The sequence below is a fragment of the Pajaroellobacter abortibovis genome, assembly GCF_001931505.1.
GTDB classification, from domain to species: domain Bacteria; phylum Myxococcota_A; class Polyangia; order Polyangiales; family Polyangiaceae; genus Pajaroellobacter; species Pajaroellobacter abortibovis.
This window is the reverse complement of the sequence record NZ_CP016908.1, coordinates 1,651,088-1,675,640: the sequence shown is the minus strand read 5'-3', so window position 1 is coordinate 1,675,640 and position 24,553 is coordinate 1,651,088. Positions and strand designations below refer to the sequence as shown.

Sequence of the window (24,553 nt, the reverse complement as noted above, 5' to 3'; positions counted from 1 at the left end):
GCCCTTTTTGGTGAGATCGATCACCTGCTGTTTGGTCATTTTAGCACCTATATCCCCTTTTGCGTTTTGGATTGAAAACCTGGAGAGAGGCCAAAAATTTGGTGAAAGTAATGTTCCAACCGTCTTCTACTTCAGGGGCTGGAATCCCTTGCTCGGTGAGGTCTTCCCCCCAGGCGGAGAGGTCGATTTCACCTTCTTTTTTGGAGGAGTCACCACAGTTTCCTGTTGCTAACGCAAAAAAACTGGGTAAAATCCATTGCCTGCGAGAGTTCATCTTCATCCATGTTCCTTTTTTGTTCGTTTGTTATTGTTGGCGAAAAGGAATATATGAGAATTCATAGCCGGCACTAGCCGTTATGCTGCGAACGAGTGCATGCATTAATTAAAGGAAGACCCTTTTAAGTGGACAACTTCTCCTTCTTGAGGAGGTGGTTCGATCACTCCAAGATCCCCTCGCCCAAACCACACACTGGGTCGAACCGTCGCAGCAATGATCCCTTTCTATTGGACTTCTGTCTCTGCAAAACGACAGCCTTTTATCAGAAAGTCCCCCTGCGCTTGATTCCATGCAGAGGGGTCGATAGAGGCAGAGAAAGCAATGATTTGCTTTTTTTTCTGCTGTTCCACCGATCCCGATCAAATGTTTTTGCAAGGGATCGGTTTGAAGACCTTGCGGGGGATGAAAAAACGAGAACTGTCCAGATCGATAACGGCCTGTGACCCCTGCGCTGTCAGGAAGCTGGATGGTTGAAGAGGAAACTAGATCTGCGGAATACGGGGTTAAGACCCAGTGTATCTCCTGGAAGATAGTGGCCTGGATGTGCGTGGGCAGCCTTAACCGATAGCATGGATGATGCCCAGGCTAGAAAAGAGTGTTCCTGATGAGGGGGGGAGAAAGCCAGGGGGGATCCGCTGAAGTAGTACAGTGCAACTCTGGAAATGACCAGATGGGAGAGCCGGATAGACCAATTGAGAGGGGTTGAGAATCCAGACTTTACCTCTTCTCCGCCTGTAATCATTGTCTTCAGGGTAAGACGCTTCTGCCCTGTGGTGTCTGCATCTAGCGATTGAGAGTGAGAGATTCCAAGAACGCAGATGAATCCTCGCATCCAGCCTTTAATGAGATCAGATGTTTTTTTAGGGATGTGGGTGTGGATTTGCTGGAGCTAGGTGATGCACTCCCTTCAGAATTGTCCATTGACTTGGTGAAACACGTATAGTGAAACGAGGTCATGAATCGGATACAAATAAAAAACTGATAGCACAAGCTGTCATAAATGAACAGAAAAAGAAATACAAAGAGTGCGGGGTGTACCTACTGTCACATGGCGTGCAGGAATGAGGTCAGTTGCTTGCCCCTGAGAAAAATTAGAAGCATGGCAGAATTCACCATCGTACCAGCTTGAATTGACTATGTTATAAATATCGAGTTGAAGTTCAAGGAGGAAAAGCGAGAGTCCTATCCCCGCATCGCTCAGTTGAATGGGGTGGCCAAATTCTCCAAATGGCAGAGCACGCCTATCCAAAAGGGATAGGCTGGTTCCAATGTGTCCTTCCAGAGGACGGCCGATCATCTGCAAAAGGCGACGTTGGTAGGCAATTTCCGATCGCACTACTACTTGTGGAACATAGGGGAGAAGAAATCAAGCTCGGTAGCGTTTGTTGCTGACTGTAAATACAGAGTGTGTCAGTATTGTGCTGACCATCGATACGAATCCTTGGATAGGACGTGCTGTGATGTCAAAACTGACACCATGACAGTCGGTCGAGGGGATACGTTCATTGTACCCTGTTGTATGATCGAAGACGATGTCTTCGCTGAGTTGTGTTCGGAAAAGTGTAATCTAGCTTGGAAGCACTTTTTTCCCAGGAATCCAAGTCCTATTTCGTAAGAATTCACTTTTGTAAAAGGGGCTGTTTCTCCATCGGTAAGACTGCGCGCTTGGGGAGAGCGAAACCCTTCCCCATAACTTAGAATAGCATGCAGGTACTGGACAAAATTCCAATCGAAAATGGCTTTCTTCCCAATATGGAGTCTGCTTGTCCCACGCTCTGTCCCATGTCCGCTTCCATCTCGTGTGGAGTAGGAAAGTCCATCTAGACGTACTCCTCCTCGCAACATAATGTTTCAAACGGGAGAAAGGGAGAGATCAAAAAAACCTGCGATGTCAGTTACCCGGATGCTCGCGTCGACAAGCATTATGGTCAATGCTTGATCCTGCATTCTCACCCGCCCCTATGACTGAGTAATCCAGTCTTGCCTTGCTGCAACTCACACATTAAGGTTATCTTGAGAGGAAAGCCAGAAGAGTTTTTGCTTGTAGCTGGATCTCAATCCTGCTGTCCAACTGTCTTTGAGCTGTTGTGTGTTGTCCCTCCCTTGTGGATTCTCCAAGAAACCAGTAAAGTTTTGACGCAATTGGAGATCTCTCCGCATCAAGTACGGAGCAAACGAACACTATGTCTGGTCGCGCACGCTCTGAAGTTCGAGAACGACCTGTGTACACCCTGAATCTCCCCCCCTGGTGAGGATCGTGAGTCCCCATCTGCTGCTCTTGTTCTCTTCGATATCCTGGAGACGCAGCACCCCTGCTGAATTAAAATGAGCCTTGTAAAATGAAGTGAGCAGGCGCACTTGCCAGGTTCCAGCAAGAGTCTCCTTCTGTTGGGCGATCAGGGAAAACCGTCGCGCAGCTTGTGCCGGATCAAACCCTTGAGTAGATTGAGCTTCAGCAGAGACAAAATTTTCAATTGCTCCAAGAGGGTGATAAGCGAGGAAATACCGTTGAGTGTTCAAAGACCCAGCAGTCATCTTGAATGTGACTCTAGGGACGTCATACCCTAAACGCATGCGTGTAGTTCCTGCGATGGCAAAGTCCCCTTGTTGAACCTCGTAAGGACCTGGTATCATCGATAGCTCTTGGACAACTTCAGGCATCGCGAATAAGAGAGTCAGTATACCCTTGCCCGTGGATATTGGAAACCTCATTGACAGGTGCCCCTCCTACCCGCAGCTCTAGATCTTGTCCATGTTCCGCATCGAATCCGCGCAAAAAGATCTGTTGAGCTTTTCCTTCCCCACTGTGCTGAGTTAAGAAGAGCCCTGAGGCGGTTAACAGCAATTCGCTGGCTGTCAGGGGAGGGGTGGCTGAGAGCAAGTCTCTGTCCTGTTGTATGCTAGAAGCGCTTTGGGGAGGATGCGCACTTCTCACCGAACATGATGGGTAGGTGATTTCTCTTGCTGGTCTGGGGTTCTGGTTGGAGGTTGAGCCCAACTTGATTTCATCTAGCGGAGGAGGAATCCCACGCCCAATCGCCGATGGTGGAATCGTCTTATCAGCAAAGGACCAATATAAAAATGGGGGATTTTCTAGAAATTGTATCTGGGGAGCTTTTCAACCTCTTGAAAAAGTTTAAGGGAAGTTGATAGGGAAGGCAAATATCCTGAGGGTAGTTAATAGAACACGGTCTCTTCTGTCATGCTTTCTCATTTTATTCACTACAGTCATTTTTCTCTGGAGACAATCGGCAGATGTAGTACGCATTTTCGATAGATCGGCAACACAAGCAGAAGTATTTTTAATCTTTTCATGAAAGGCTGATCGCTTACTTGCCAATATCATATGGAGAAGAAGATGAATGAAAGCCATCACAGGAACCAAGTGCCTTTTTCCCATCGTGTGGGTTTCTTGGTCTGGATCAGTGTGTGTGCGAGTGTTGGTGCTTCTCTTCCTGCAGCAGTGCGGTGGGCTCGTAGTGCCTCGGAACCTCCTTCTCTGGGGGTGGTGCTTCTCGCACTCACTGCGGTGAAATGGATTCCAATGGTCTTGATGATCGCTTTTTTTCGTCAGGTTCGCATGGGATTGAGGGGATTTCTGATGCAACAGAACGCTGTCAAAGGAGTCAGCTTTCTTTTTTTCTGCGAGTTGGTTCTTCTATCTCACAGCGTTCTTGGGATGTGGTTGCGAGTTGATACCCATCATGCAGGACTCGCTGCGCTTGCTTTTGTAGGCGTGGGTGGATTTTTAATGACTTTGTCTGCAGGGTTTTCGATGCGACTGATGGGAACTCTATCCAGGCTTTCAAGCCCGCTCTGGCAGGCTCTTTTGAGCATGTGCTGTTTAGCGGGGCCTTTTCTTCTCTCTTTTTATATATCCCCCTATCGATGGCTCCTGTCCGGAGGGAAAGCGGTAGAATTCGCTTCCATTTTGGTCTGGAAGGAGGTTCTCATCGACGGCTCAATGTATGTAGGACTTGCATGGTTATTTTCCAGATCATTGCTGTTGTTGCCTAGGTTTTCTTCTCTGGTCGCGATTGTGGTTGCTACTTGTATCCCTTTGATGGGTTTCTGGATGATCCATACGGTTCCTGCAGTTCAGGATCATGTGTTGGAACATGCGCATGAGGCTCGTTGGATAAGGAACTCTGTTTTTTTTCCTCTTCTTTGTACAAGGAGGGCAAAGGTGAATAGCTCATGGGTAAGAGGCCAGAGTGAGCATCCAGCCATGGGGTTCTAAATGGCTTGTTTCTGGGTGGAAGAGGGTATGGGGTTCTCCAAGCGCTAGACCGATGATCCAGAGGACGGCGGTCCCGCCGAGATCGGAAACAGTGGTTTGTGCTTCTGTAGCGTTCTCATAAGAAGGGATCAAGAGTTGAGATTGGCTAGATCCATCCGAATTGCTTTTTACGATAGCCCATTTCATGCGTGCGTAGGACTCCCATTCAAGTTCAATGCGGAGGCTTGCTCCTGGAGGGGACGTGTGGGTATCCACTCTGATATAGGCTGCTCCTGTTGGGGATATGCCTCTGGGGGAGGCAAGCCGTCGGGGCCTTTCAGGCCAGGAGATATCCCAAGCAGGTTGGATGTGGGCTACTTCTCCTAATGAACCCATTTCTGGAAGATTAAATGGATCCGAAGCAGCACCTAAAAAAGGGCGAGCGATGGCGAATTGGAGCAAAATATCATCAAAAGAAGCCTGTTGGCTGAGACGATTTTTGAAGGTGGCGCGCAGAACATCAAACGTGTTGGGATTGGAGTCCCACCACCCTTGTTGAGGGGGAGTGTGGGTTGCAGAAAGAGTCCATAGGGCTTGAATCATTGTGCCTAGGCCGCTTCCGAAGTGGGTATCCAGCCATCTGTAGAAAAGGGCTGCGCCTCGGCTGAAGGAGACCCTCTTAGACAACTCCGACTCATCCCACGGATCGGCTAGCGCATGTTCCGGACAGCTTTGAAACCCTGCGATATCCTCTTCGGGCATGGGGCAGAAGGTCATGAGCCAGGACCAGAAGGAGCTTTGCGAACGGGCGGTTGCGCTATCCGTACTAGGGGATAGGCGCCATAGAATGGCTCTTGCCAGTTCTCTTGCTAGGAGCCAGTCCATTGTGCAGTCTGGTTGAACGTGCTTGTCCAGCACTGTAAAAGCACTACTTCGATCGATTCCTCCAAAGTCCGTCCGAAGGTGGATGGAGGTCTCTGCCCCTGTCTCTAGTTGGTTGACCAAGTAGATCGGATAGGCATCTGTTCTCCAGTCGATGTCGGGTGGAGGAAGGCCGAGAGGACCGGTTGCCGTTGACCACGCATTCTCTATGGAATCTAGGACGGAGAGCAGGTGGGTAGGGGTGACTTCAGCATCACTGTGGATACATACCGGATAGTTCAAGGAACATATCTGTTGTGGTTTCCGAAAGGAAGGGATAGTGTAGAAGGGCTCCTGGGAAAATTCAAGAATTTCTTTCTCAGCTGGTGATAGAGGTGACAGGATAGGGAAAGCGGAGTTAGAAGAAGGGGAAGCGTGAGAAGAAATTACCTCTATGGCTTGTGCATCTAGAACAGGATGCGTGAGGAAAAGTAGAAGCGATATGGAAAGAGTGAGGACCAGTTTGCCTAGATGAAGACCATTTCTCATCACTTCTTGTGCGTGAGCTGCTTGCTCAAAAGGGAAAGTCTGTTCAAGGACGGGGGATATTTTTTTATCCTCGAAAAGAGGAAGGATTCGCTCTTGCAGGTGTTGGGCTAGCTCTCTTCTTTCTTGAAACGAACGCGATCGCAAGACTGTCCCTTTTATGTGAATCCGTTTGCTGAGGCATACTCCGAGATCGATGGTGCTCTGTCTCCCTCCGAGGAGGCCGATCAACAGGATCCTTCCTCGAGGGGCAATGCAGCGAATGTCTTCAGGAAGGTAGTTGCCCCCTACCAGTTCAAGAATCACATCTGTCCCCTTAGTGGTATGAGCTATCACTTCTTGCGCGAATTGAGTATTTTTGACAAGAATTCCGAAGTCCATTCCGAGTAGGTAAGCCTGTTCGAGTTTGGAGACAGAACGACTTGTCCCTATGCAGTAGGCCTCTACCTGCTTTGCAAGTTGGATGGCTGCAGTTCCTACACCGCTCCCTGCCGCATGGATCAAGACTATTTCGCCTTTGGATACGCCTGCTTGGAGAATCATGGCATCGTAGGCAGTGACGAAGGCTTCTGGAATTGCGGCTGCTTCGGCCCAATCCAAGGAAGGGGGAATGCGTGCAACCAGGCTTGCGTGAATGCAAATGTACTCCGCATAGGCTCCACCTGGCATAAGTCCTAACACGCGCTCTCCCTGTTGAAAGGAAGTTACTTGTTCTCCGAGTGCTTCCACTTCCCCCGAGAACTCAAGACCAGGGATCATCGGGTGGACTCCTGCAGGAGCTGGATAAAGGCCTTCTCGTTGAGCGAGATCGGCTCGATTGATTCCAATTGCGCGGACCCGAACCCGAATCTCCTCTGGACTTGGGATAGGGGTCGGTATTTCCTTGAGCTCGAGCACCTCCGGTCCTCCGAATTTTGTAATCATGATGGCACGCATAGTAAATCCTTGAAATGTTCCTTTTTGAGCATCTACATTCTACATTAAGCTTACCTTCTGCATATTATTTCTTTTTTCCTTCATCAATGGAAGTTATCGTAATGTTGGATGAATGAAAGGAGGCACTTGCGGGGAAAATGGACGGGTATACGGTAGTAAGGCCTGTAGTTCGTGAGTTCAATAGCAATCAGCGGCTTCAGGCAGCAGCCCATGTCCGTGCAGGGGGTCATGTGATTTTCAGGGAGACTGCATCGCGCACTTACCTTATCATCTCCCCGCCTCGAAGAGGGGATGGGATGGATTTGGGTCTTTGGTCACTCCTCGATCTGGGGAAATCGCGCTATCGTTTGATGCGTGCAGGGATTTTAAGAGGGTTGGCTTTTGCTCTGGTACCACGTGATTGCTATGACATTGTTCAGGATCGGATCCATCGCGATTCTATTTATCGCAGAGCAGTTCACCGATTGTCTCTCAATTGCTTGCAATGTGGCGCGTGTTGTAAGGATAACCGTGTCGAATTAGGTCCTGAGGATGTTCTTCGCTTCCGTCAAGCGGGTCGCCTAGAATTGAGCAAGCCACCTTATACCAAACGATCCGATGGTAAACTTATCTTGAGATTAACTCCGTCTAAAACATGCTTCCATCTCGGTGCGGATCGTCGCTGTGCAATCTATCCTTTCAGGCCTGATGCTTGTAGTCAATTCCCTCGAGGCAGCGAATGTTGTTTGCACGCGCGTGAGCGGGAATTAGGTTTAAGAGATGGAGCCCCTCGTGTGAATGTGCGAGGAGCTAGCCCCCAAAAAAAAGATGAGGTAAAAAAATAATCTCGACTCTTCAGAACAAGATCCTCAGAGTTATGCTATGTCCTTATTTGTCTATAATGGTATCTAGCTTGCCCGTCCTTTTTTTCCCTAAACGACCGTGGTATCTCTTGGTTGCGTTAATCACAACATGGATTTTTGGTGTTGGTGGTATTGCAGAGGGGTGCGGTACGATCGTTTATTTTAAGAATGATGCATTCGATCCCAACCTTCTGATTCCTAATGCAATTGTGGAGGAGGGGAAGCAGGCCTTGGTCCGTGACTCTGCGCTGAACATGCTTCAAGTGCGCGATGCAGCCCGTGGGCGATTATTTCCGTTGGGGGTGGCCTCTCTTCTTTTGGGAGTGGTCACGGTTTTCTTTACAGGGCGTACATTCCGGTCCGTCAAAATGGCGCGCCCTTTTCTGGTTCAACTCGTCTTGGTCCAGACGGCTTTAATTGTGTTGACTTATGTTCTCACTCCAGATGTGCGCAGGGCTGAAAATGATTATCTTATGGCAAGAGCTTCTGTCACATTATCACAGGCCCTTTCAAGGGAAGAAAAGGAGCAACCCCTTCCGTTCGATTATGCAAAAATGATTCATACAGTCCCTGTGATCTATCTTAGCGTTCGGTGTGCGATGGCTCTGTTTGTGGTTGTTGCGCTGACGAGGTTGCGCGTGAAACAATTTATTGAAGGAGTAGAGGTGGCTCAATAGGTCTCTCTAATGGAAGGATGAGGAAAATCCATCGACTTTCTCCTGACATCGCAAGCCAGATAGCAGCTGGAGAGGTGGTTGAGCGTCCTTCGAGTGTCGTCAAAGAACTCGTGGAAAATGCGATCGATTCAGGGGCTAGTCGCATTGAGGTACGGATAGAACAAGGAGGACTCAGTAAAATTACCGTCCGCGATGACGGGGAAGGAATGACTCCTGAGGATGCTCTCCTTGCGGTTGAACGGCATGCGACAAGTAAAATCCAGAGCTTCCACGATCTGGACTGCCTGACGACGTTGGGGTTTCGTGGGGAGGCCCTTCCGAGCATTAGCTCCGTCGCTTCCATGACATTAATTACTCGTACGCAAGAGGCTGCTGCAGGGGTCGAACTCAGACTAGAAGGAGGGGAGAAGCCTTCTGTTCGCCCTTGTGGAGCTCCTGTGGGGACGACTGTAGAAGTGCGGGAACTTTTTTCGCGGGTACCTGCGCGGCTTAAGTTTTTGAAATCGAAAAATACGGAAGGGAGTTACATCACTGAAAGTATGATGCTGGCTGCACTCGCTCGTCCAGAGATCACATTTGTGCTTTATCGAGAAGGGAGAAAAACGCGAGAGTACCTGCGTACTCCGTCCGTAGGACAACGAGTGCAGCAGGTATTGGGGCAAGACCCTTCGGAATTTTGTAAAAGGGTACGCGCTTCGATCGGAATCGAGGCTTATCTTTCAAAACCTGACAGGACGAGAGTGGGAGCTTCCGGCCTCTATCTTTTTGTCAACCGTCGCCCGATTCGAGATCGCCAACTCGCTCGTGCTATCTGTCAGGCATATGGTCCTACTTTAGAGGTGGGGCGGTATCCGGTAGGCGCTTTCTTCTTAGACGTCCCCCATGAACTGGTTGATGTTAATGTCCATCCTCAGAAGGCGGAAGTTCGATTTGCGGATCCCCGCGGCATTTTTACAATCATTGTCAAAGAACTGCAACTTGGATTGACCAAGACATTTCTGTGGTCGTCCCCCAATTCTCTTTTTTCCCATGGTGGCCCTTCTTCGGAGCCGTCCAGTAGCTCTCAAGAATGGTCATTACATACCACTTCTGGAGGGCTTCAGCGCGAGCAAGATAGTGGGGCAGCCTCTTCGTCCCTAGGGGGTGTACCTCAGAAGAAACAGGAGTTAGTCCCCTATTTGACTCAGTTTCATGAAACTGCCATGCCTTCCTCCTCACTCCCCTTACCTCTCTCCGACGCTATCGTTCCTTTCCCGTCCTCTTCCTATTCAGGAAATCGACCTGTTGTGTACAGGAAACTTAAATTTTTAGCTCAGCTAAAAGCGACTTTCCTCCTTTGTGAGGGGGAGGATGCGCTCTACATCCTCGATCAGCATGCGGCTGCAGAACGGGTGACTTTCGATCGTTTGCGGCAAGCGTATCTCGCTCGGGATGTTCCCATGCAATGCCTTCTGATCCCTGAAGTGATCGCGCTTGCCCCCCCAGAGATTGCATGTCTTGAAGAGCAAGAAAAAGAGATTGAGGGATTAGGAATAGAGCTCCGTCAAGTAGGTGGTGAGGCGGTTGCTATCCATGCAGTCCCTTCCCTTTTGCAACATATTTCGGCAGAAAGAATCGTGCGCGATCTGCTTGCAGAGTTGGGGCATCATGCGAAGCGTCCTTTTACGGAGATCGTCGATCGTATTCTCGCTACACTGGCATGTCATGGTTCGGTACGAGCAGGGGATTCTCTTTCTCCAGATGAGGTTGCTGCACTTCTCAAGGGTCTTGATCGCGTCGATTTTGCGGCCTATTGTCCTCACGGACGTCCCGTCCTCACTCGACTCTCTTTTGAGGAGCTAGAACGTCGCGTGGGGAGAAGCTAAAAATAAGCTAAGGATGCCTCCCGATTGAATATGGAGCGTTGGACGGTAGATACAGCCAGGCGTTGTGTGGAGGAGCATCCGGAAGATCTCCTTGCCATTGTAGGGCCTACAGCAAGCGGAAAAACAGCTTTTGCTATGGAGCTTGCTGAGCAAGTGAATGGAGAAATTGTGGGTGCAGACAGTGTTCAGGTCTATCGCGAGTTCGACAAAGGATCGGGAAAGCCAACGCGGGATGACAGGACCAGGATTCCGCATCATCTGGTGGATTTCTTATCCCCGCATGATCCCTGGGATGTCGCTCTTTTTGCATCTCGTGCATCAGCCGCTATAGAAGAAATTCGATTGCGCGGTCGATACCCGATTTTGTGTGGGGGAACTTTTCTATGGGTTAAGGCACTTCTCTACGGTTTGGCAGAATCTCCTCCAGCAGATCTTCAGGTGCGCGCTGCTCTTGAGGAACTGGTGGAAGCAGAAGGGCGAGCAGCTTTGCATCAGCGCCTGTCCGAAGTCGACCCGTTGATGGCAGCTCGATTGCATCCCCATGATGTGATGCGTGTGAGTCGAGCGCTTGAAGTGTATATGCTGACTGGAAGGCCCCTGAGTTTATTTCATTCTGGTCACGGTTTTCAAAAGCAACGCTATTCGTTTCGGTTGCTGGCCTATTCCCTCTCTCTTGAAGAATTGACAGTTCGGATTCAAGCGAGAGTGCATCAGTGGCTAGCTGAAGGTTGGATTGACGAAGTCAGGATGCTTTTGCAAAATGGGTATGAATTGACTAGACCCATGAGATCGGTTGGATACAAACAGATCTGTTCTTACTTGAAAGGAGAGTTGAACGGAGAAGAACTGGAGCTTTCTATTGTCAGAGCCACTCGGATCTTTGCACGCAGACAGCGCACGTGGCTCCGTTCCGCGGAAGTGACATGGCTTTTCCACGAACGCTTTCCTTGACGTTACTGGCCTTAAAATCGAAGAAGTTTTACTGGCTTTGAGAAAGTTCTGTCATGACCTCATTCCCTTTCCAAACTTTTGCTTACGTATAGGAATCGCGACACGAGAGAAGCTCACGGTTCTGTAGTCTTGCATCCCATGGTCTCCCTGGGTTCATAGGATACTCTTTCAGTTGTTTGTCTTTAGTCTTTCGGATTTTCCGATAGCTCTATTTTTTGTAGCTTCTTCATTAATTCTCGTTAATTCTCGTTGTAAAACTATCAATCCCTGCTGTGACCTCATGACTTTTTATTGTAACTCTGCCAGCTTCTGTCTTGATACTGCCGGTTCTTCGTGACGTTTGCTCAACTCTTGTTGACGTGTTGCTAACTCCTGTTGGTGTACCATGAATGTTCGATGTTGTTTCATCGCTTCGTAATGAGCATCCAGAACATCTCGTTGATAGGCCGTGATAGCCATTGCATCACGGATGCTTTTTTCTTCTCGTTCTTATAGAAAACGCTCTTGGTCTGTCCAGACGTGTTGGTTGAGAGGCTCATCCGCCTCTTTGATAACTGTATCGTTTCTTGCTAATTTGTCTAGATCTTGCTCAGAGTCTTCATAAGCGTGCTTAAGAAAGTAAACCCATTTTCTACGATTGTTTCCAGTGAATTGATAGTTTTGTTGATTTTAGGGAGCTCTATAAAACAAAACGAGAAATCCTTGAGATGATTTCATAGAATTTTCTGTCTAAAATGACATGGTCTGATTTGTAATCAGGGCTCTCTTTGAACATCACAAAATTGATGATAGCTAAAAAAATAATTTCTTTTAGATTCTGATAAATATCTCCTTTCTTCATTTGAGAGATGTAAGCTTTAGTTGCGTAGTATTGAGCTCTTTTTTCGAATCCTCGGATATAAGCTACCTGAATTTCAACGGTATTGCCGCCCTTTGTCATCAAGGCAAAGCACATGACAATGGTCTGTTTTACGATATGATGACGGCGTCTTGAATCGTAGGGAGGAAGGAGGATTGGTGAATTCTTTTATTCCCCTTTAATTCGAGAATGTCGTTCAAGAAACAGATTAAGGATGTTTTTATGCTGCTCGGTGCCGAAGATTTTTCGAAAAGCAAAATCATTGGTTGAATCGGGGTATTTACTTATAGGCATTATTTGGTGATTCCTTTACAACCCAGAAACTGATTGAAAAAGCATGCCAACTGTTGCAAGAACTCATGCCTGTCTAGCATTTAAGCGGGCAGGTGATTTTTCTTAGGACCAGCGACCGTCTGTGGAACGATGACAAAAGGCTCTCGCTTACTTCCGTCGACACACGTAAAGAATGCAATGAACGGCTTGTCAATCGGGGCTAGTGGTTGCGAGCGTGCTCAAGACAGAACAGGGTCGGTTTGCCACATTTTGTACAGGTGCACACGCGGATGTCTGCTCCGTCCCGCTGGCATGCCCCGCAGAGAGTGCAGGTGCGCATCTCCATTGGGTCCGTCGCCGGGGGAGGAGGAGTGAATGAGACGGTTCGCGTTGAAGTGCGTGACTGATGGTGCCATTCTTTTGCATACTTCCACCAGTAAGCGGCGAAAAATAGCAAGTAATCTGATAATGCTGCGAGGATGGCCCCCTTGGTGGCCCAATCTCCCCTTAAAAAAGAGAGAAAAAGAAATGCTCCTGTCATTAGTCCGAGCCATTTGACAGAGATAGGAATGAAAAAAAACAGCAAGACTTGATAATTGGGGAAGAGAGTTGTGAAGGCGAGAAAAAGAGAAATGTTGATCCAGAAGTTCCCTTCTGCCCCTCCTGTCAGAGCAGCAGCGATCGTGGTTCCGATCATTCCCAAGGCATAAAAACAATTGAATCGGCAAGCTCCCCATTCATTTTCCAAGCTCATTCCTACCCACCAAGTCCAGTACAGGACAAAAAGAATGAAAAAGTGGGAGTCAGAAGGGGGGATGAAGAGATAAGTAAATAGTCGCCAGATCTGTCCCCGTGCTACTTCATGGAGATTGAGCGTTAACATCTCCCCGAAGGAAGGTTTCGCAGCAATCAACAAAAAGGCCACGGCCATGCCACCCACAATGAGATAAGTCAGGTGGGGGATCGCATATTTTGCTAGTCGCTTTTCAAGTTTAGTGAGGAACGTCAGATTCATATGCAACCCATTACAACAATCGGTGACTGTGTGCTTATGGAAATCGAGAAAAGAAAGGCTTTCTTGTTTAGCAAAACTCAAGCCTTGAGCAAGTAGTCTCCTTTTGAGATTAAAAGGTTTTTGCACAGCGAAAGCCAGTGGTGTAGTCATTGTGTTCAGGTGCTTTCCCCCTTCGAATGGTATTGCGCCACCCATTGGGATCAGAAGGACAACCGCCTGTGCCCCGTATGGTTCGTAAGGAGCTATTGCAGTTGAGCATATCGTAAGGGCAGAAGGTAGAGGCTGTCCATTGCAATACGTTGCCGAGCATGTCTTCAATTCCTTCAGGTGTTTTCCCGGAAGGATGGGCACCTAAGGGGCAGGTAGGGATATCAGGAGCACACATGAATGAACAAACGTGCCCCTTAATTTCGGAAGTTCTCCAAGGAAGGGTGGCTTGGTTCGGTCCAGCGGCTGCGTATTCCCATTCTTCTTCTATGGGGAGGCGGCGCCCTATCCACTCACAGTAGGTTTGTGCTTGTGTCCAGGTAACGCAGTTGACTGGATGATTCTCATGATTTTCAGTCGATGCGTTGCACAGTTTTTGTTGGCCTGCGGGGGAACAAGCTCCTGCAGCCACACATCGATTGTAGTTACGGACTGAAACAGGTGAAATATCCAGGAGAAAAGCTTGAAGTGTGACATGGTGGGGAGGTGCTTCAAGCGGATCCCATTTAGAAGAACCCATCAGAAAAGTGGTTCCTTCGAAAAGATGCGCTGTAGTTTCTTCGTCAGCCAGGTAGCGGAGATGTGCTTTTTCTTTGTTCTTTTCTTCGTTTAAAACAGATGGGGTGAGGATAGGAGGAGAAGTCGTGGAAAGAGGACCTGCCTCTTTTTTGAACAAGAAAAACCACCCTATGCCCAAGAGCAAGATGGCGGAGCCAAGCGAGAGCCCCAGCGTTCTCCCTGGGGAAAGACGACGCGAAGAGGGGGCAAGTGTGGATGAAAACTTTTGCGAGCGGTGTGAAACAGGGGTAGAGGAGGGAGAAGGATAAACAGTCTTGCCAACTTCCGTTTTTTTAGCAGCAGGGGGGAGCTGGGAAAGAGAATGGGAAAAAGAATGGGTCGTATTGCTTAGAGAGGGATGATTAGGGCGAATGTCAGAATGAGGGGAGGAAGCAAAGGAGGGGATCAATTCTGTATCAGAAGAGGAGAGGGGATCCATCAAGTGAAGAGTGCGATTTCTTGAAGCAGTAATGACCTGAGGGATATCATATTGATCGTTTTTCATGATTTCGGTGGGGGGATCACTGAAGGTAACGCCACTCCGATCACCGATAATGGGAGCTAGCGCCATATAAGCTTCTCGTGCATTTGGGAAACGCTCGGCTGGATTACGTGCGACACATTGACTAAACCATTCATCGAAATGAGCAGGGGGAAGTTGGGTGCAACCAAGCTCTTGAGCACGCACTGTAGCAAGTTCAAGCGGCTTTATAACGAGTTCACGCAGAAGCATCGGAAGGGTTGAATTAGGTTTGTTTGCCTCAATCCAATATCGCTTTCCAGTGAGCGCATAAAAGACAATGAGCCCTAGTGCCCAGACATCAGTTGCAGGGGTGATCCGTTCACTGGCAGAGGCTTGTTCAGGGGCCATCCAGAGAGGGGTGCCTACGGTACCTGTGGCCTGTGTTCTTCCTTCTTCAACCAGTTTAGCAATTCCAAAATCAAGGACTTTAAGGGTAAACTTTTCTGTGGGTCTGCGCGACTTAGCGAGAAATATGTTTTCAGGTTTAAGATCGCGGTGGATCACTCCAATATCATGAGCTGCGGCAACCGCGTGGAAAAGAGGCTGAAAGACTTGAGGAGCTTCTTCTGCAGCAAGGGGAGATCGGATGACACATTGGTTTAAATCTTCTCCCTGGAGCAGTTCCATCGCGAGCCAGGGGACACCGCTCGCTTCGTCTACTCCTGCACCCAGGACCGATACAACATAGTCACTCTGAATGCGTGCTCCAATCCTTGCTTCTTGCTCGAATCGCCTTCGCATCGTCGTGCTTTCCACACATTGAGGCTGCATCAATTTAAGCGCACGGAGTACACCTGTACTTAGCTGTTCAGCGATATAGATGAATCCCATCCCGCCTTGGCTAAGTGGTTTTACAATGCGATAATCTCCTCCGAAAATAGTGCCGGGATTTAATTGAAGAACCAAGGTGTCTTGCTCCAGGATTGTGCGGTTTTGCTAAACGTGAATGAGTGTGGTTAAGCGAATGAATAACTTACAGCAATTTATGATACAAAATGGTTCTTTGGGTAATTGTTTGTCTCATGTTGCGTATTAGATTAAAGGGGGAAGGAGGACTTGCCAATCGGTTTTAAGTGAAGTTCTTTATTGTCTTCTCTTTGGAAAATAGAGGGTTGAGTGGGTACTATCCCAAATTCCATTTTCTTTTGCTGTGATATGTTACGATTGATTTTTCGATAACTCAAGTTCAAGGCATGATGTTCGAGTCCCCTTCGATAGGCAAATGAACTGAAGAAAAAGAGTGTATACACTTGCATAAATCTCACCTTGGTTTTTTATATCCCTCTCTTGTTTTTTTTTGTTATTGCTAGCTCGTTGTGGATGTAAGTCATCCATGTGAGTGGATTGTAGTCTGTATGAAGATAGTCGATATTATAAAGTTAAAGGAAGACATGAGCGCTCGTAGCTCAGCTGGATAGAGCAGCGGCCTTCTAAGCCGTAGGTCAGTGGTTCGAATCCACTCGAGCGCGCTTCAAGGGAAAAGATTTTTGTACCTGTGGGTAGGGTTTTCCATTCCTTGTCTATTAAGGGTAGTGTGGAATGGCGGAAGATCGCGGGAAAGGAGCTAGGAACCCGGCAACAGGCCGTGGATGGTCCAGTGCAGGCCTATTCCAAGGCGCAGTAGAGGGGAATGGAGTAATCCAATGCAGCCTGCCCCCTTTATTGAGAAGACGCATGTGGGATTGTGCGAGACCTTCAACCTGTAAGCGTCTCTGCCTGTGCATTCTTTTTCTCTGTCCTATGGGGTGTGAGTGGTCTGATCCCTCAGCCTTTCTATAGAGACAGGAAGAGCCTATCACATGAAGTTGATAAGTGGGTAGGATTGCCCTGCTGATTTTGCGACCGCTAAGATTGCCTAAGCATCATTCACCAATTTTCAAAAATCTCAAGGAGACACGAGCCTATGACATTTGGACAAATCTCGAGTAGCTTTCCTTTTTATCTTATAGTTCCTTATCATTCAGTTACGTTCTGCTTCAGCCCTTTTTTTGGAAGAGGGCTTGGAGCATGGGGCTGATGCGAGGGATATCTTCTTGTGGGATGGGCAGCTGTTCGAATTTTTCGACGATTTCCTTTGCCTTTAGCGAGATGGTATCGTGTCTTGTTTCTGTTAATGCTAGGCTTTGTAGAATCAAGAAGGATGGTTGTTCTTGTAAAACCGATCATATTCTCTTGTGAAAATGATGTAGCACGTCAGAATGGCAGAGCGGTAATGAGGGCCAGTGGGGTCGATATCGACGGAGAGAGCCTGGAAGTCACTGATTGCCAGATGGGGTTCTAACTGAAATCAAGGCCTGTCTGCTTGAGTAGGATGGGCCTTTTTTGGCATTGGGATGGGTGTAAGCCCCGTAGGTTTTAAGCTGATTGATGCCGATTGGTCCGTTGGATTGGATGTCAGTTTCATTAACGCTGACTCCTCGTGGGTTAAAGGGGTCTAAGGCGATAGGGATAGATTTGTCTGTATTCGGTTGGACGATATCGTGAGCCCAGTCGTGTGGGAACCGACAGGCGGAATTCCTTCGGATAGGTGGGTATTTTTCATGTTCATGAGGGAGTATGGCAAAAGTGACGAGCGTAGGAACAATGTTGGGGTCGATCTCGAGGCTCTTGATTTCATTGAAGATTTGGGATGTTACATAAGTTTGTGCTCGAGTGGGATTCAATTGATCAGGAATCGTGGAACAGCTGTTTTTATGTAGCCGGTTCTTTTGGGTTGGGAGGTGGATAGTGGTTCACATGAGGGATGCGGTAATGCCCCAACCCATGGTCTTATCCTTTTCCCGCTTTGCGGAAGGGGATGAAAGAAGTGACTTTTCCTTCCCACTCTTTAAGGCTGAGATTGATTAACAGTGCATCGTAGTAATAACTGGCAGAAACTCGGTCTTCTAGATTTTCTAGGGGGACGTCAGTGATCGGTTCCGTGGATGGAGAGCTTGGAGGAGAGGTACCGGTTTGATTAGGATTTAATTCTTGGGGAGGGAACTTGTGGGAATCGAGTGGGTCCTTTTCTTTCGGTTTTTCTTTACTGGAAGTTCAGGTTGAGCAAAATCAGCGTCATAAAGGATATCATTCTTGGGAATGAAGAGCAGCATTTTCTTTGGTAGGCCCTGCATGCGGAGCGCCTATCCTGTCAGGACGAATCCTATTCCAAGAGAGGACGTAAAACATGCAAACCCCCTAAATAAGAATTAAAAACAACAATTAAAATAATGGATAAAATTCCCCAGTTGCAAGGGTGTCCGGACGCAAAAAAACATAAAAAGAGCAAGATGGGAAAAGAAGGCTATGAATTGACTGCGTATTTGTTCGATGAGTTCGCAGGATTCATTTTTCTGAATTTTTCCTCGAGCGGATTCGCTTTTACCAGTATACATTTTGTGTCAACCAGAACCCAAACCACAATCTAAAGAGAGGCGTGGATGCGACGCGTAGATTTTCTCTTCCCTTTTATGTTTTCCCTAGTGGGCATAGCCTGTGAAGCCACCACTTCTCACGAGCCTCCTCCCCAGGTGCCGCAGCGGCCTCATATGATTGGTGATTCTCCCTCTTCTTCTCCAACTCCTACTCAGAAATCGATCCTGGAGATTGTGATGTCGGAAGAATCGCTTGCAACCTTAGCGAAGCTTATCAAAGCCTCAGGCCTTTCAGAACAACTTACAGGGCCCAACGAGTGGACTCTTTTTGCCCCTAATGAAGAAGCTTTTGCGAGCCTCACCGAGAAAAATTCCATCGCTATCGATGATCTTCTGAAGCCAGAAAATCAAGCGAAGTTACAAGATATGCTTAAGTATCACCTGATCGCTGAACGCCTTAAAGCAGAACAAGTGGTTAAAATGACTACTGTCCAGACACTTCAAGGCAAAACAGTAAGTATGTCTGTCAGTGGAACATTGGCAAAGGTCAATGATGCACAGTTGATGCAGGTTGATCTAGAAGGGAAAAATGGTGTCGTTCATATCATTGATACAGTGCTTCAGCCTTCTCCGTAAATAGCGAAATTTCTTCGGGATTTGCGCTTGAACGGGGGGCTTCTGTTTTTTTCCCAGGGAGATTTATCCCATTCCATGGTGGATTTCCATGATTCCTATAAGGATTTTTGGGTATGCGTGCATCATCTATTCTTAGTTCATCAGTCAAGTCTAAGTCTGGAATTCCTTTTTGCGTGGAGATAGCCAGCGTAGCAGAACTCCCTTCGCAATTTGGGAAGTTCCGAATCTATGTGTTTTCAAATAATCTTGATCACAAAGAGCATGTTGCTATAGTGCAAGGAGACGTCACGAAAGCGGCAGGCGTTCCCACGCGCGTCCATTCGGAATGCCTCACAGGGGATGTGTTTGGCTCGTTGCGGTGCGATTGCCGTCAACAATTGGAGCTCGCTTTTAAACGAATAGGAGATTTACCGCAGGGGATTCTCCTTTATATGCGTCAGGAAGGGCGCAATATCGGACTCATCAATAAAATTCGCGCCTATCAACTGCAAGAGCAGGGGTTAGATACGATTGAGGCTAATCGCGCTCTCGGGTTTCGAGATGATGAGCGGGATTACAGCATTGCTGCGACCATGCTGCATGCGCTTGAGGTAAAAAGCATTCAGCTGATGACCAACAACCCCGATAAAATTGAACAGTTGGAGAAGCATGGGGTGGTCATTACCAAGCGCCTGCCGCATGTGGTTCCTGCTTCTCTTCACAATCGCCATTATCTTCTCACCAAGGCCAAACGCGCTGGTCATTTGATCGAGCTTGACTGACTTTCTGTTCTTGGTTTTTAGCGATGGTTTTTAGCTGGAATTGACTTAGCTTTGATTGATTGTCTTGGATCAACCGGGATGAGTGTTGTTGTCGGGAAGGCGGGATTCGAACCCACGACCTCAAGCTCCCAAAGCTCGCGCACTACCAGACTGTGCTACTCCCCGTGACTAGCATGTACTTATGATTATACTTTACATTTATCCTTTCTCTTAGGAAAAAGCAAAGCCTAGTGTGATGAACACTCACTCTATTTCTAGGGGGATCCTTCATGGCTTTAAGATGCTGTTCCAGTGCTCTGCGATTTCCGATGCGGACCAGGGGTCATTGCCAGCCTTGAATCGCCCGGTGGTCTCTGTGATCTTAAAAGCTGAGATGCGAGCGCCAGCAACCAGAAGCGCATATCCTGTCCGGTCTCCACAAAGATGACTGGCGAAAAATAAAGAAGCGGGAGCGACATGAGCTGGTGTCAAGGCATGCGTATCTTGGAAGGTGGGGAGTTCTTCAGTCATGCGTGTTTTAGCAAAGGGGGCGATCGCGTTGACAGTGATACGGTGTCTTTGCAGCTCAATGGCTGTAGTCCGTGTCAGCCCATAAATGGCTGCGTGTGCAGCAGAATGGTTGGCTTGTCCCCCGTTTCCCAGCATCCCACTCAGGCTGATGGTATTCACAATGCGCCCCGCTTGCTTCTTCGCGATAGCCTGTTTTGCAAAGGCTTGGGAACAAAGGAAAGTGCTTCCTAGCTGAACCGAAAGAAGCGCATTCCAATCGTCTTCATTCATCTGGAGAAAGCTTTGGTTGCGCAGAATTCCTGCATTGTTCACTAAAATATCCACTTTTCCAAAGTTCGTTAAAGCCGTATGAAAAAGCTGTGATACTCCTTCTTTTGTAGAGACATCACCGGAGTCAGCGATGGCATTCCCCCCGTTAGACTTCACTTCTTTGGCTATTGCTTGTGCTATGCGTTCATCTCTGCCTTTCCCTTCTCGAGTGCCCCCTATGTCATTGACAACGACAGAAGCTCCTTCTTGGGCAAAGAGGAGCGCATACGCCCGCCCGATCCCATTCCCTCCTCCTGTGATGATAGCTGTTTTCCCTTCGAGTAAGCCCATGATGATTGTTTACCCTGAGAGCGTTAGAGTCGTCTAGTGCAGATGTTCTTTTTAGGCGAAGAGGATACTCAGCACAAAAAGTCGTTATGGGGGATTTTGTGCCGAGGAAAACGATGGTGTCCTAGGCAGCTTATTGCGGCTATCCTCTGCATAGGAGGATGTCAAAAGGGGTGTCAAGGGAATGAACCACCGATTCAAGTGATCAATTATCCTATTTTTTCAATGATTTCTGCAGATACACTGACAGCCAAGCAATCTAGAATAGCCTCTCCCTCCTCCTCTGTCCCCTCTATGCTCGAGACTTCCGCGTTCTCGCCCGATTGTCAGATCCCTAGCGTTGTCTGGTTAGAGAAAGAGGTGAGCTTGTGCGAGCGCCCTTCTTCGTTGGATCGAAAACCTCCTCTTTTCTCTTTTCCATTTGCTACCTTATTGCAGCAGGTTACCGTGCTTGGAGAGCAGGGAGTATGGAAGCTCCGTTCCTTAGTGATGGTAGGGCAGCGTTTGGAAAGGAATCATCGAGTATTTGGAGTGATCGGGGATAGCTTCTCTTTGAGCGCAGGATTTCTGGCCCCTTTTGGAATCGGTGCACATCAACCAGGTCAGATTGACCCTTCTCTACTTGAATTCCTGACCCTCAATCAGCCGACAGATGGGGGTACACAAACTGTTATCGAGTATTTTCACACCCCTGCGATCAGGATTTCGGGTACTTTCTATGATCCTTTCCGTGCCCCACGGGCTGCTAAAAATGGAGCAAGGGTAGGATGGGCGTTTTGGCAAGAGCCCACGACAGGCCGCACGCCTGTTGAGGATTTAATCAAGACAATTTCCCCCGCTTACGCTCTGGTGATGTTGGGGACGAATGATGCAGCGAGCAACTTGAGTCAAGGGGATGAACTCATCATCAAATTCCGTTCAAAATTGGAGACGCTCGTTCAAAGTCTTGAAAATCATGGGGTGATCCCGATTCTGACTACATTGCCCAGGCATATGCGCGATCCTAGCCATGTTGATTGTTCGTTCGATCATCGTTTGTTAACCAACGATCGCATTGCGTGGCAGACATACGTTCTCAGTCGGGTAATCGCTCAAATCGCTTGCGAGCGCCATCTCCCCCTGATGGATTTGCGTTATGCGCTTGAGCATATTCCTCACTACGGCATTGCGAAGGATGGCGTGCATCTGACCGTTCATCCTCAAGGGGGTGGCATGCTCAATCCCGACGGTCTGAACTACGGCCTCAATCTCTATAATTTCTTGGCGCTTCAAATGTTGAAAACGATCGTCGATGCTTTGCTGACTTCTTAACCTTCCCGAGCGCCCTTTCTGATATAATTGATAGCAGGCTCTTTTATGCGGGATGATGTGGATCAGCTGCGGGGAGTTTGATCGTAAACGTGGTTCCAGCTCCCGAGTGGGTTTGTACATCGATGGTTCCCCCTGCATTCTGGATGATGCTTTGGCTGATAGCCAAGCCGAGCCCTGTTCCTTGCTCTTTTGTTGTAAAAAAAGGGATGAATAGGTTTTTGAGAACCTTTTGAGAAATCCCTGGGCCTGTGTCGCGGACGGAGATCTCGATCAAGCGGCTACCTTTTTCTTCGGAGCTTTCGTTTGAAGCACCGCTCCACATTAACCGCATGTTGTGGCCGATCCCTGTAACGATGGAGATGAGCCCATGCCCGTCGATCGCGTGAATGGCATTCTGGAGTAAATTGAGCATGACTTGCCGAAATTTTTCTGGATCGATTTGGGCGTGTGGTAGCTCTTCATCGAGTTCAACCTGAACTTCTATTTTTTCATGGTGTTGGCTTGCCAGGATTTGCAATGTGCGTCGGATAGCTGCATTGACATCCAGTGGAATCGGGGTTCCAGCGTGAGGGCGTGCGTAATCCAAAAAGCTCCCTACTACCTTATCCAACCGCTCGACTTCTTCTAGAATAATTCCAATGAACTCCCGCGCAGAAGGATCCTGTGGAGAGATCAATTCCTCAAGAAGCTGGGCGGAGCCTTTGATCGACCCCAACGGATTTTTTACTTCGTGTGCAAGTCCAGCCGCCATTGCGCCCAGCGCGGCAAGCCGATCCTGTTCTTTCATGCGGGCATAGATTTTGCTGTTTGCGATGGCGATTCCAATTTGGGTGCCGATCGGTTCAAGAAGGGCTATTTCCTCTGGTGTGAAGGCATCCCCTACACGTTCATCAGCAATGCAGATGAAACCGATCAGTGCTTCCTCTTCACTCCGTATCCCAATCAGAACGGAATTCTGGAGTTGGCCGAGGGTTGCAGCCGCTGCGTGGAACGCTGCATCGCCTTTTTGAGCAGCTTCTTCTAAAGAAAAAGCCCCTTTTTGAAGCTTGTCGAGGAGGGGGCGTGCCGCGAATGCCTCAATGCGTTGAGGCACCGTGCTCCCTATGGCCCCTGCGAGATCGAATCCGTGGTTCTCTTGGTCGCGCAGGTAACAGGCACAGCTTGTGGCCCGTCGCGAACGTTCGAGTCCGATCAGGAGGGTTTCAATCATTTCATCGATCTCGAGTACATGAGCTAACCGTCGGCGCAATTCAACAATGCTGGTCTCCAAGGCGCGCCGCTCTCGGAAGAAGAATTGGTGGATTCTTCTCTCCACTTCATTGCGCAGAGGTTCAAATAGAACGAGAAAGACGATGGCCGCCAGGACTGCGTTCAAATACATGGTGTGCAGTCTGCCAATCACGGTAACAAAGAAATAAAAAATGCCGGCTAGGCAGAAGGCGAGTGCGGTGGAGACTAAGAGTTGACCTGCTATCTCATAGAGGTCTATCAGGCGGGATCGCGTGATCGATTCCGAAAGGACAAAGAGAAAGACGATCGAGAGGACGGCTCCGATGGGGGGGAGAGTAACCCCTAAAAAGGAGAGGAAATCTGCAAGTGTGAAGGTGGTTGCTAGCATCCCGACAACGACCAAAAAGCGAACGCGGTCGCGAATAGCTCTCGATAGGCTTTGATGCCCTCTCCGTGCGAGGTGAAGGAGTGCTGCGGCGAGGATGCCGAACACGTAGAAATAAAGCGAACCAAGAACGAGTGGATGTTCTTGGTAAGGGGAGAGTACGAGAGCGAGTGTTGGAATGCTGAGGGCTGTTGAGACTTTCGTGAGTTTGGGTTCCCAGATCCGTTCGGTCGAGGGGATGAACGCTTGAAACAGATGGACTGCGAATTGGGGGAGCAAGACAGTCGAAAGGCCTGTCATGCGCACCCAAATGGGGGATTGAAAAAAGGCATAAAAAGATTGGCTTGCATACCAGAAGGCGATATCCATCGCAAAGGCTGTGAAAAGCCATTGGACAAGTTTGCGTTCTCGCAGGAGGGTGGAGAGGGCAATCGCAAACGCAATGACAGCACAGAAGAGGGTTGTCTGAGGACGAAGCTCTCCCATTGAAACTTAAACCTCTACGGGTAGATCGACGAATCCTAACAGGTTGAAGTGAAATTTCAATTCGTCCATTCTATGAGGTTTTTGAAGGAGGAAGAGGGGATAGATACAGGCGATGTGTTCTAATGTATTTGATTACGCGGTGGGGGACGAGGTGGTGCAGTTCATCCCACTGCTCCTGAGCTAGTTTCTGTCTTATTTCAGTACTGGAGAGGGAAGGGAGCAGTGCTATATTGCTTTGGGCGTGAGAGGAATCAGCTGAAAAGCTTGTGCGTTTGAGAATAAGAGGAGGGGTCATATGGCAGAGCGTGTCAAAACGTTTCCACTTATGCGCTTCGAGTAGCTGGTCTTCTCCAATAATGAGCTGCAAGGACCAGCTGGGATGAGTTTCTGCTAAGTGGGTGATAGTTCGGATCGTATGGCTTTCTCCCCCTAACTCTAGCTCGATAGAAGAAACATAGACGCGGGGCATCCACCCCATCGCCATTTCGCACATACGCATACGGTGTTCAAAAGGAACGAGCGGTTTGCCAAACGGATGCTTAAAAGTCGGCACGATCAAAATCGTATCAAGAGGTTCTGTGGATAAAAGAAGGCATGTAGCAAACACATGTGCCATATGGGGTGGGTTAAAACTTCCTCCAAAAAAACCGACCTTCATTCCCTAAAGCCAGACAA

23 protein-coding genes and 2 tRNA genes are annotated in these 24,553 nt (G+C 48.4%); 10 read left to right on the top strand and 15 right to left on the bottom strand.

Translation table 11 applies throughout. From position 1 onward, the window contains the following. Positions 1-40 precede the first annotated feature (40 nt). The 6 genes from BCY86_RS08480 to BCY86_RS10135 form a co-directional block, all read right to left on the bottom strand. The gene (locus BCY86_RS08480; protein WP_156865186.1) at positions 41-274 is read right to left on the bottom strand and encodes a hypothetical protein; all 234 of its coding nucleotides are present in this window, start codon (positions 272-274) and stop codon (positions 41-43) included. Between the two features lie 227 nt (positions 275-501). Beyond that, on the bottom strand, positions 502-627 hold the full coding sequence (locus BCY86_RS10585; protein ID WP_275935828.1) for a hypothetical protein: 126 nt from the start codon (positions 625-627) through the stop codon (positions 502-504). A 104-nt stretch (positions 628-731) separates the two neighbouring features. Then, positions 732-1,109, bottom strand: coding sequence for a hypothetical protein (locus BCY86_RS08475; RefSeq protein ID WP_075277337.1), 378 nt, complete (start codon positions 1,107-1,109; stop codon positions 732-734). Positions 1,110-1,271: 162 nt separating this feature from the next. Then, on the bottom strand, positions 1,272-1,613 hold the full coding sequence (locus tag BCY86_RS08470; protein WP_075277336.1) for a hypothetical protein: 342 nt from the start codon (positions 1,611-1,613) through the stop codon (positions 1,272-1,274). Positions 1,614-2,458: 845 nt separating this feature from the next. Further along, positions 2,459-2,938, bottom strand: coding sequence for a TonB-dependent receptor (locus BCY86_RS08460; RefSeq protein ID WP_075277334.1), 480 nt, complete (start codon positions 2,936-2,938; stop codon positions 2,459-2,461). Further along, complete coding sequence (locus BCY86_RS10135) at positions 2,931-3,212, bottom strand: TonB-dependent receptor plug domain-containing protein (RefSeq protein WP_075277333.1); 282 nt, start codon at positions 3,210-3,212, stop codon at positions 2,931-2,933. The genes BCY86_RS08460 and BCY86_RS10135 overlap by 8 nt, the downstream gene beginning before the upstream one ends. 423 nt (positions 3,213-3,635) lie before the next feature. Here BCY86_RS10135 and BCY86_RS08440 point away from each other — a divergent pair, with 423 nt between their 5' ends. After that, on the top strand, positions 3,636-4,517 hold the full coding sequence (locus BCY86_RS08440) for a hypothetical protein (protein ID WP_156865185.1): 882 nt from the start codon (positions 3,636-3,638) through the stop codon (positions 4,515-4,517). On the opposite strand, the gene BCY86_RS08435 is transcribed toward BCY86_RS08440, so the two are convergent. Then, positions 4,473-6,827, bottom strand: a complete 2,355-nt coding sequence (locus tag BCY86_RS08435) for an NAD(P)H-quinone oxidoreductase (RefSeq protein WP_172824849.1) — start codon at positions 6,825-6,827, stop codon at positions 4,473-4,475. The two genes, BCY86_RS08440 and BCY86_RS08435, sit on opposite strands and share 45 nt — an antisense overlap. Positions 6,828-6,976: 149 nt before the next feature. Here BCY86_RS08435 and BCY86_RS08430 point away from each other — a divergent pair, with 149 nt between their 5' ends. From BCY86_RS08430 to miaA, 4 genes are all read left to right on the top strand, one after another. Further along, on the top strand, positions 6,977-7,663 hold the full coding sequence (locus tag BCY86_RS08430; RefSeq protein WP_075277328.1) for a YkgJ family cysteine cluster protein: 687 nt from the start codon (positions 6,977-6,979) through the stop codon (positions 7,661-7,663). Between the two features lie 107 nt (positions 7,664-7,770). After that, complete coding sequence (locus BCY86_RS08425) at positions 7,771-8,358, top strand: hypothetical protein (RefSeq protein ID WP_172824848.1); 588 nt, start codon at positions 7,771-7,773, stop codon at positions 8,356-8,358. 17 nt (positions 8,359-8,375) lie between these two features. After that, a complete protein-coding gene (gene mutL, locus BCY86_RS08420; protein WP_075277326.1) occupies positions 8,376-10,223 on the top strand; it encodes a DNA mismatch repair endonuclease MutL in 1,848 nt (615 codons plus the stop codon). A 30-nt stretch (positions 10,224-10,253) separates the two neighbouring features. Further along, entirely contained in the window at positions 10,254-11,174 is a 921-nt protein-coding gene (gene miaA / locus BCY86_RS08415) for a tRNA (adenosine(37)-N6)-dimethylallyltransferase MiaA (protein ID WP_075277325.1), read from the top strand. Between the two features lie 679 nt (positions 11,175-11,853). On the opposite strand, the gene BCY86_RS09405 is transcribed toward miaA, so the two are convergent. The 3 genes from BCY86_RS09405 to BCY86_RS08400 form a co-directional block, all read right to left on the bottom strand. Continuing rightward, positions 11,854-12,129 carry a PD-(D/E)XK nuclease family transposase gene (locus BCY86_RS09405; RefSeq protein ID WP_083604294.1) on the bottom strand — a complete coding sequence of 92 codons (276 nt, stop codon included), beginning with the start codon at positions 12,127-12,129 and terminating at the stop codon, positions 11,854-11,856. A gap of 397 nt (positions 12,130-12,526) precedes the next feature. After that, positions 12,527-13,321, bottom strand: coding sequence for a rhomboid family intramembrane serine protease (locus BCY86_RS08405; protein ID WP_172824847.1), 795 nt, complete (start codon positions 13,319-13,321; stop codon positions 12,527-12,529). A gap of 109 nt (positions 13,322-13,430) precedes the next feature. After that, positions 13,431-15,515 (bottom strand): bifunctional serine/threonine-protein kinase/formylglycine-generating enzyme family protein, encoded by a 2,085-nt coding sequence (locus tag BCY86_RS08400; RefSeq protein WP_075277323.1) that lies wholly within the window; start codon positions 15,513-15,515, stop codon positions 13,431-13,433. A gap of 489 nt (positions 15,516-16,004) precedes the next feature. Between BCY86_RS08400 and BCY86_RS08390 the strand changes: the two genes are divergently transcribed. Next, positions 16,005-16,078: transfer RNA gene (locus tag BCY86_RS08390), tRNA-Arg, on the top strand. 70 nt (positions 16,079-16,148) lie between these two features. Then, positions 16,149-16,388 (top strand): hypothetical protein, encoded by a 240-nt coding sequence (locus BCY86_RS09945; RefSeq protein WP_156865183.1) that lies wholly within the window; start codon positions 16,149-16,151, stop codon positions 16,386-16,388. Between the two features lie 476 nt (positions 16,389-16,864). Here the strand turns inward: BCY86_RS09945 and BCY86_RS09940 are convergent, their stop codons facing one another. Then, positions 16,865-17,272, bottom strand: a complete 408-nt coding sequence (locus tag BCY86_RS09940) for a hypothetical protein (protein WP_156865182.1) — start codon at positions 17,270-17,272, stop codon at positions 16,865-16,867. Positions 17,273-18,028: 756 nt separating this feature from the next. Here BCY86_RS09940 and BCY86_RS08375 point away from each other — a divergent pair. Both BCY86_RS08375 and ribA read left to right on the top strand, forming a co-directional pair. Then, on the top strand, positions 18,029-18,598 hold the full coding sequence (locus BCY86_RS08375) for a fasciclin domain-containing protein (protein WP_075277319.1): 570 nt from the start codon (positions 18,029-18,031) through the stop codon (positions 18,596-18,598). 113 nt (positions 18,599-18,711) lie between these two features. Then, complete coding sequence (ribA, locus tag BCY86_RS08370) at positions 18,712-19,359, top strand: GTP cyclohydrolase II (protein ID WP_075277318.1); 648 nt, start codon at positions 18,712-18,714, stop codon at positions 19,357-19,359. 91 nt (positions 19,360-19,450) lie between these two features. Here the strand turns inward: ribA and BCY86_RS08365 are convergent. Further along, positions 19,451-19,524: transfer RNA gene (locus BCY86_RS08365), tRNA-Pro, on the bottom strand. A 102-nt stretch (positions 19,525-19,626) separates the two neighbouring features. Then, entirely contained in the window at positions 19,627-20,469 is an 843-nt protein-coding gene (locus tag BCY86_RS08360; RefSeq protein WP_075277317.1) for an SDR family NAD(P)-dependent oxidoreductase, read from the bottom strand. Between the two features lie 96 nt (positions 20,470-20,565). Here BCY86_RS08360 and BCY86_RS08355 point away from each other — a divergent pair, with 96 nt between their 5' ends. Further along, positions 20,566-21,777 carry an SGNH/GDSL hydrolase family protein gene (locus BCY86_RS08355; protein WP_156865181.1) on the top strand — a complete coding sequence of 404 codons (1,212 nt, stop codon included), beginning with the start codon at positions 20,566-20,568 and terminating at the stop codon, positions 21,775-21,777. 43 nt (positions 21,778-21,820) lie between these two features. On the opposite strand, the gene BCY86_RS08350 is transcribed toward BCY86_RS08355, so the two are convergent. Both BCY86_RS08350 and nadD read right to left on the bottom strand, forming a co-directional pair. Then, positions 21,821-23,878, bottom strand: a complete 2,058-nt coding sequence (locus tag BCY86_RS08350; protein WP_075277315.1) for a sensor histidine kinase — start codon at positions 23,876-23,878, stop codon at positions 21,821-21,823. A 70-nt stretch (positions 23,879-23,948) separates the two neighbouring features. After that, entirely contained in the window at positions 23,949-24,536 is a 588-nt protein-coding gene (gene nadD, locus BCY86_RS08345) for a nicotinate (nicotinamide) nucleotide adenylyltransferase (protein ID WP_075277314.1), read from the bottom strand. Between the last annotated feature and the right edge of the window lie 17 nt (positions 24,537-24,553).

Bases quoted from the DNA above. Each gene is read 5' to 3' on its own strand.
- BCY86_RS08480 (WP_156865186.1), bottom strand. From the start codon at position 274: ATGAACTCTCGCAGGCAATGGATTTTACCCAGTTTTTTTGCGTTAGCA.
- BCY86_RS08475 (WP_075277337.1), bottom strand. From the start codon at position 1,109: ATGCGAGGATTCATCTGCGTTCTTGGAATCTCTCACTCTCAATCGCTA.
- BCY86_RS08460 (WP_075277334.1), bottom strand. From the start codon at position 2,938: ATGCCTGAAGTTGTCCAAGAGCTATCGATGATACCAGGTCCTTACGAG.
- BCY86_RS08440 (WP_156865185.1), top strand. From the start codon at position 3,636: ATGAATGAAAGCCATCACAGGAACCAAGTGCCTTTTTCCCATCGTGTG.
- BCY86_RS08435 (WP_172824849.1), bottom strand. From the start codon at position 6,827: ATGATTACAAAATTCGGAGGACCGGAGGTGCTCGAGCTCAAGGAAATA.
- BCY86_RS08430 (WP_075277328.1), top strand. From the start codon at position 6,977: ATGGACGGGTATACGGTAGTAAGGCCTGTAGTTCGTGAGTTCAATAGC.
- mutL (WP_075277326.1), top strand. From the start codon at position 8,376: ATGAGGAAAATCCATCGACTTTCTCCTGACATCGCAAGCCAGATAGCA.
- miaA (WP_075277325.1), top strand. From the start codon at position 10,254: ATGGAGCGTTGGACGGTAGATACAGCCAGGCGTTGTGTGGAGGAGCAT.
- BCY86_RS09405 (WP_083604294.1), bottom strand. From the start codon at position 12,129: ATGTGCTTTGCCTTGATGACAAAGGGCGGCAATACCGTTGAAATTCAG.
- BCY86_RS08405 (WP_172824847.1), bottom strand. From the start codon at position 13,321: ATGAATCTGACGTTCCTCACTAAACTTGAAAAGCGACTAGCAAAATAT.
- BCY86_RS09945 (WP_156865183.1), top strand. From the start codon at position 16,149: ATGGCGGAAGATCGCGGGAAAGGAGCTAGGAACCCGGCAACAGGCCGT.
- BCY86_RS08375 (WP_075277319.1), top strand. From the start codon at position 18,029: ATGCGACGCGTAGATTTTCTCTTCCCTTTTATGTTTTCCCTAGTGGGC.
- ribA (WP_075277318.1), top strand. From the start codon at position 18,712: ATGCGTGCATCATCTATTCTTAGTTCATCAGTCAAGTCTAAGTCTGGA.
- BCY86_RS08360 (WP_075277317.1), bottom strand. From the start codon at position 20,469: ATGGGCTTACTCGAAGGGAAAACAGCTATCATCACAGGAGGAGGGAAT.
- BCY86_RS08350 (WP_075277315.1), bottom strand. From the start codon at position 23,878: ATGGGAGAGCTTCGTCCTCAGACAACCCTCTTCTGTGCTGTCATTGCG.
- nadD (WP_075277314.1), bottom strand. From the start codon at position 24,536: ATGAAGGTCGGTTTTTTTGGAGGAAGTTTTAACCCACCCCATATGGCA.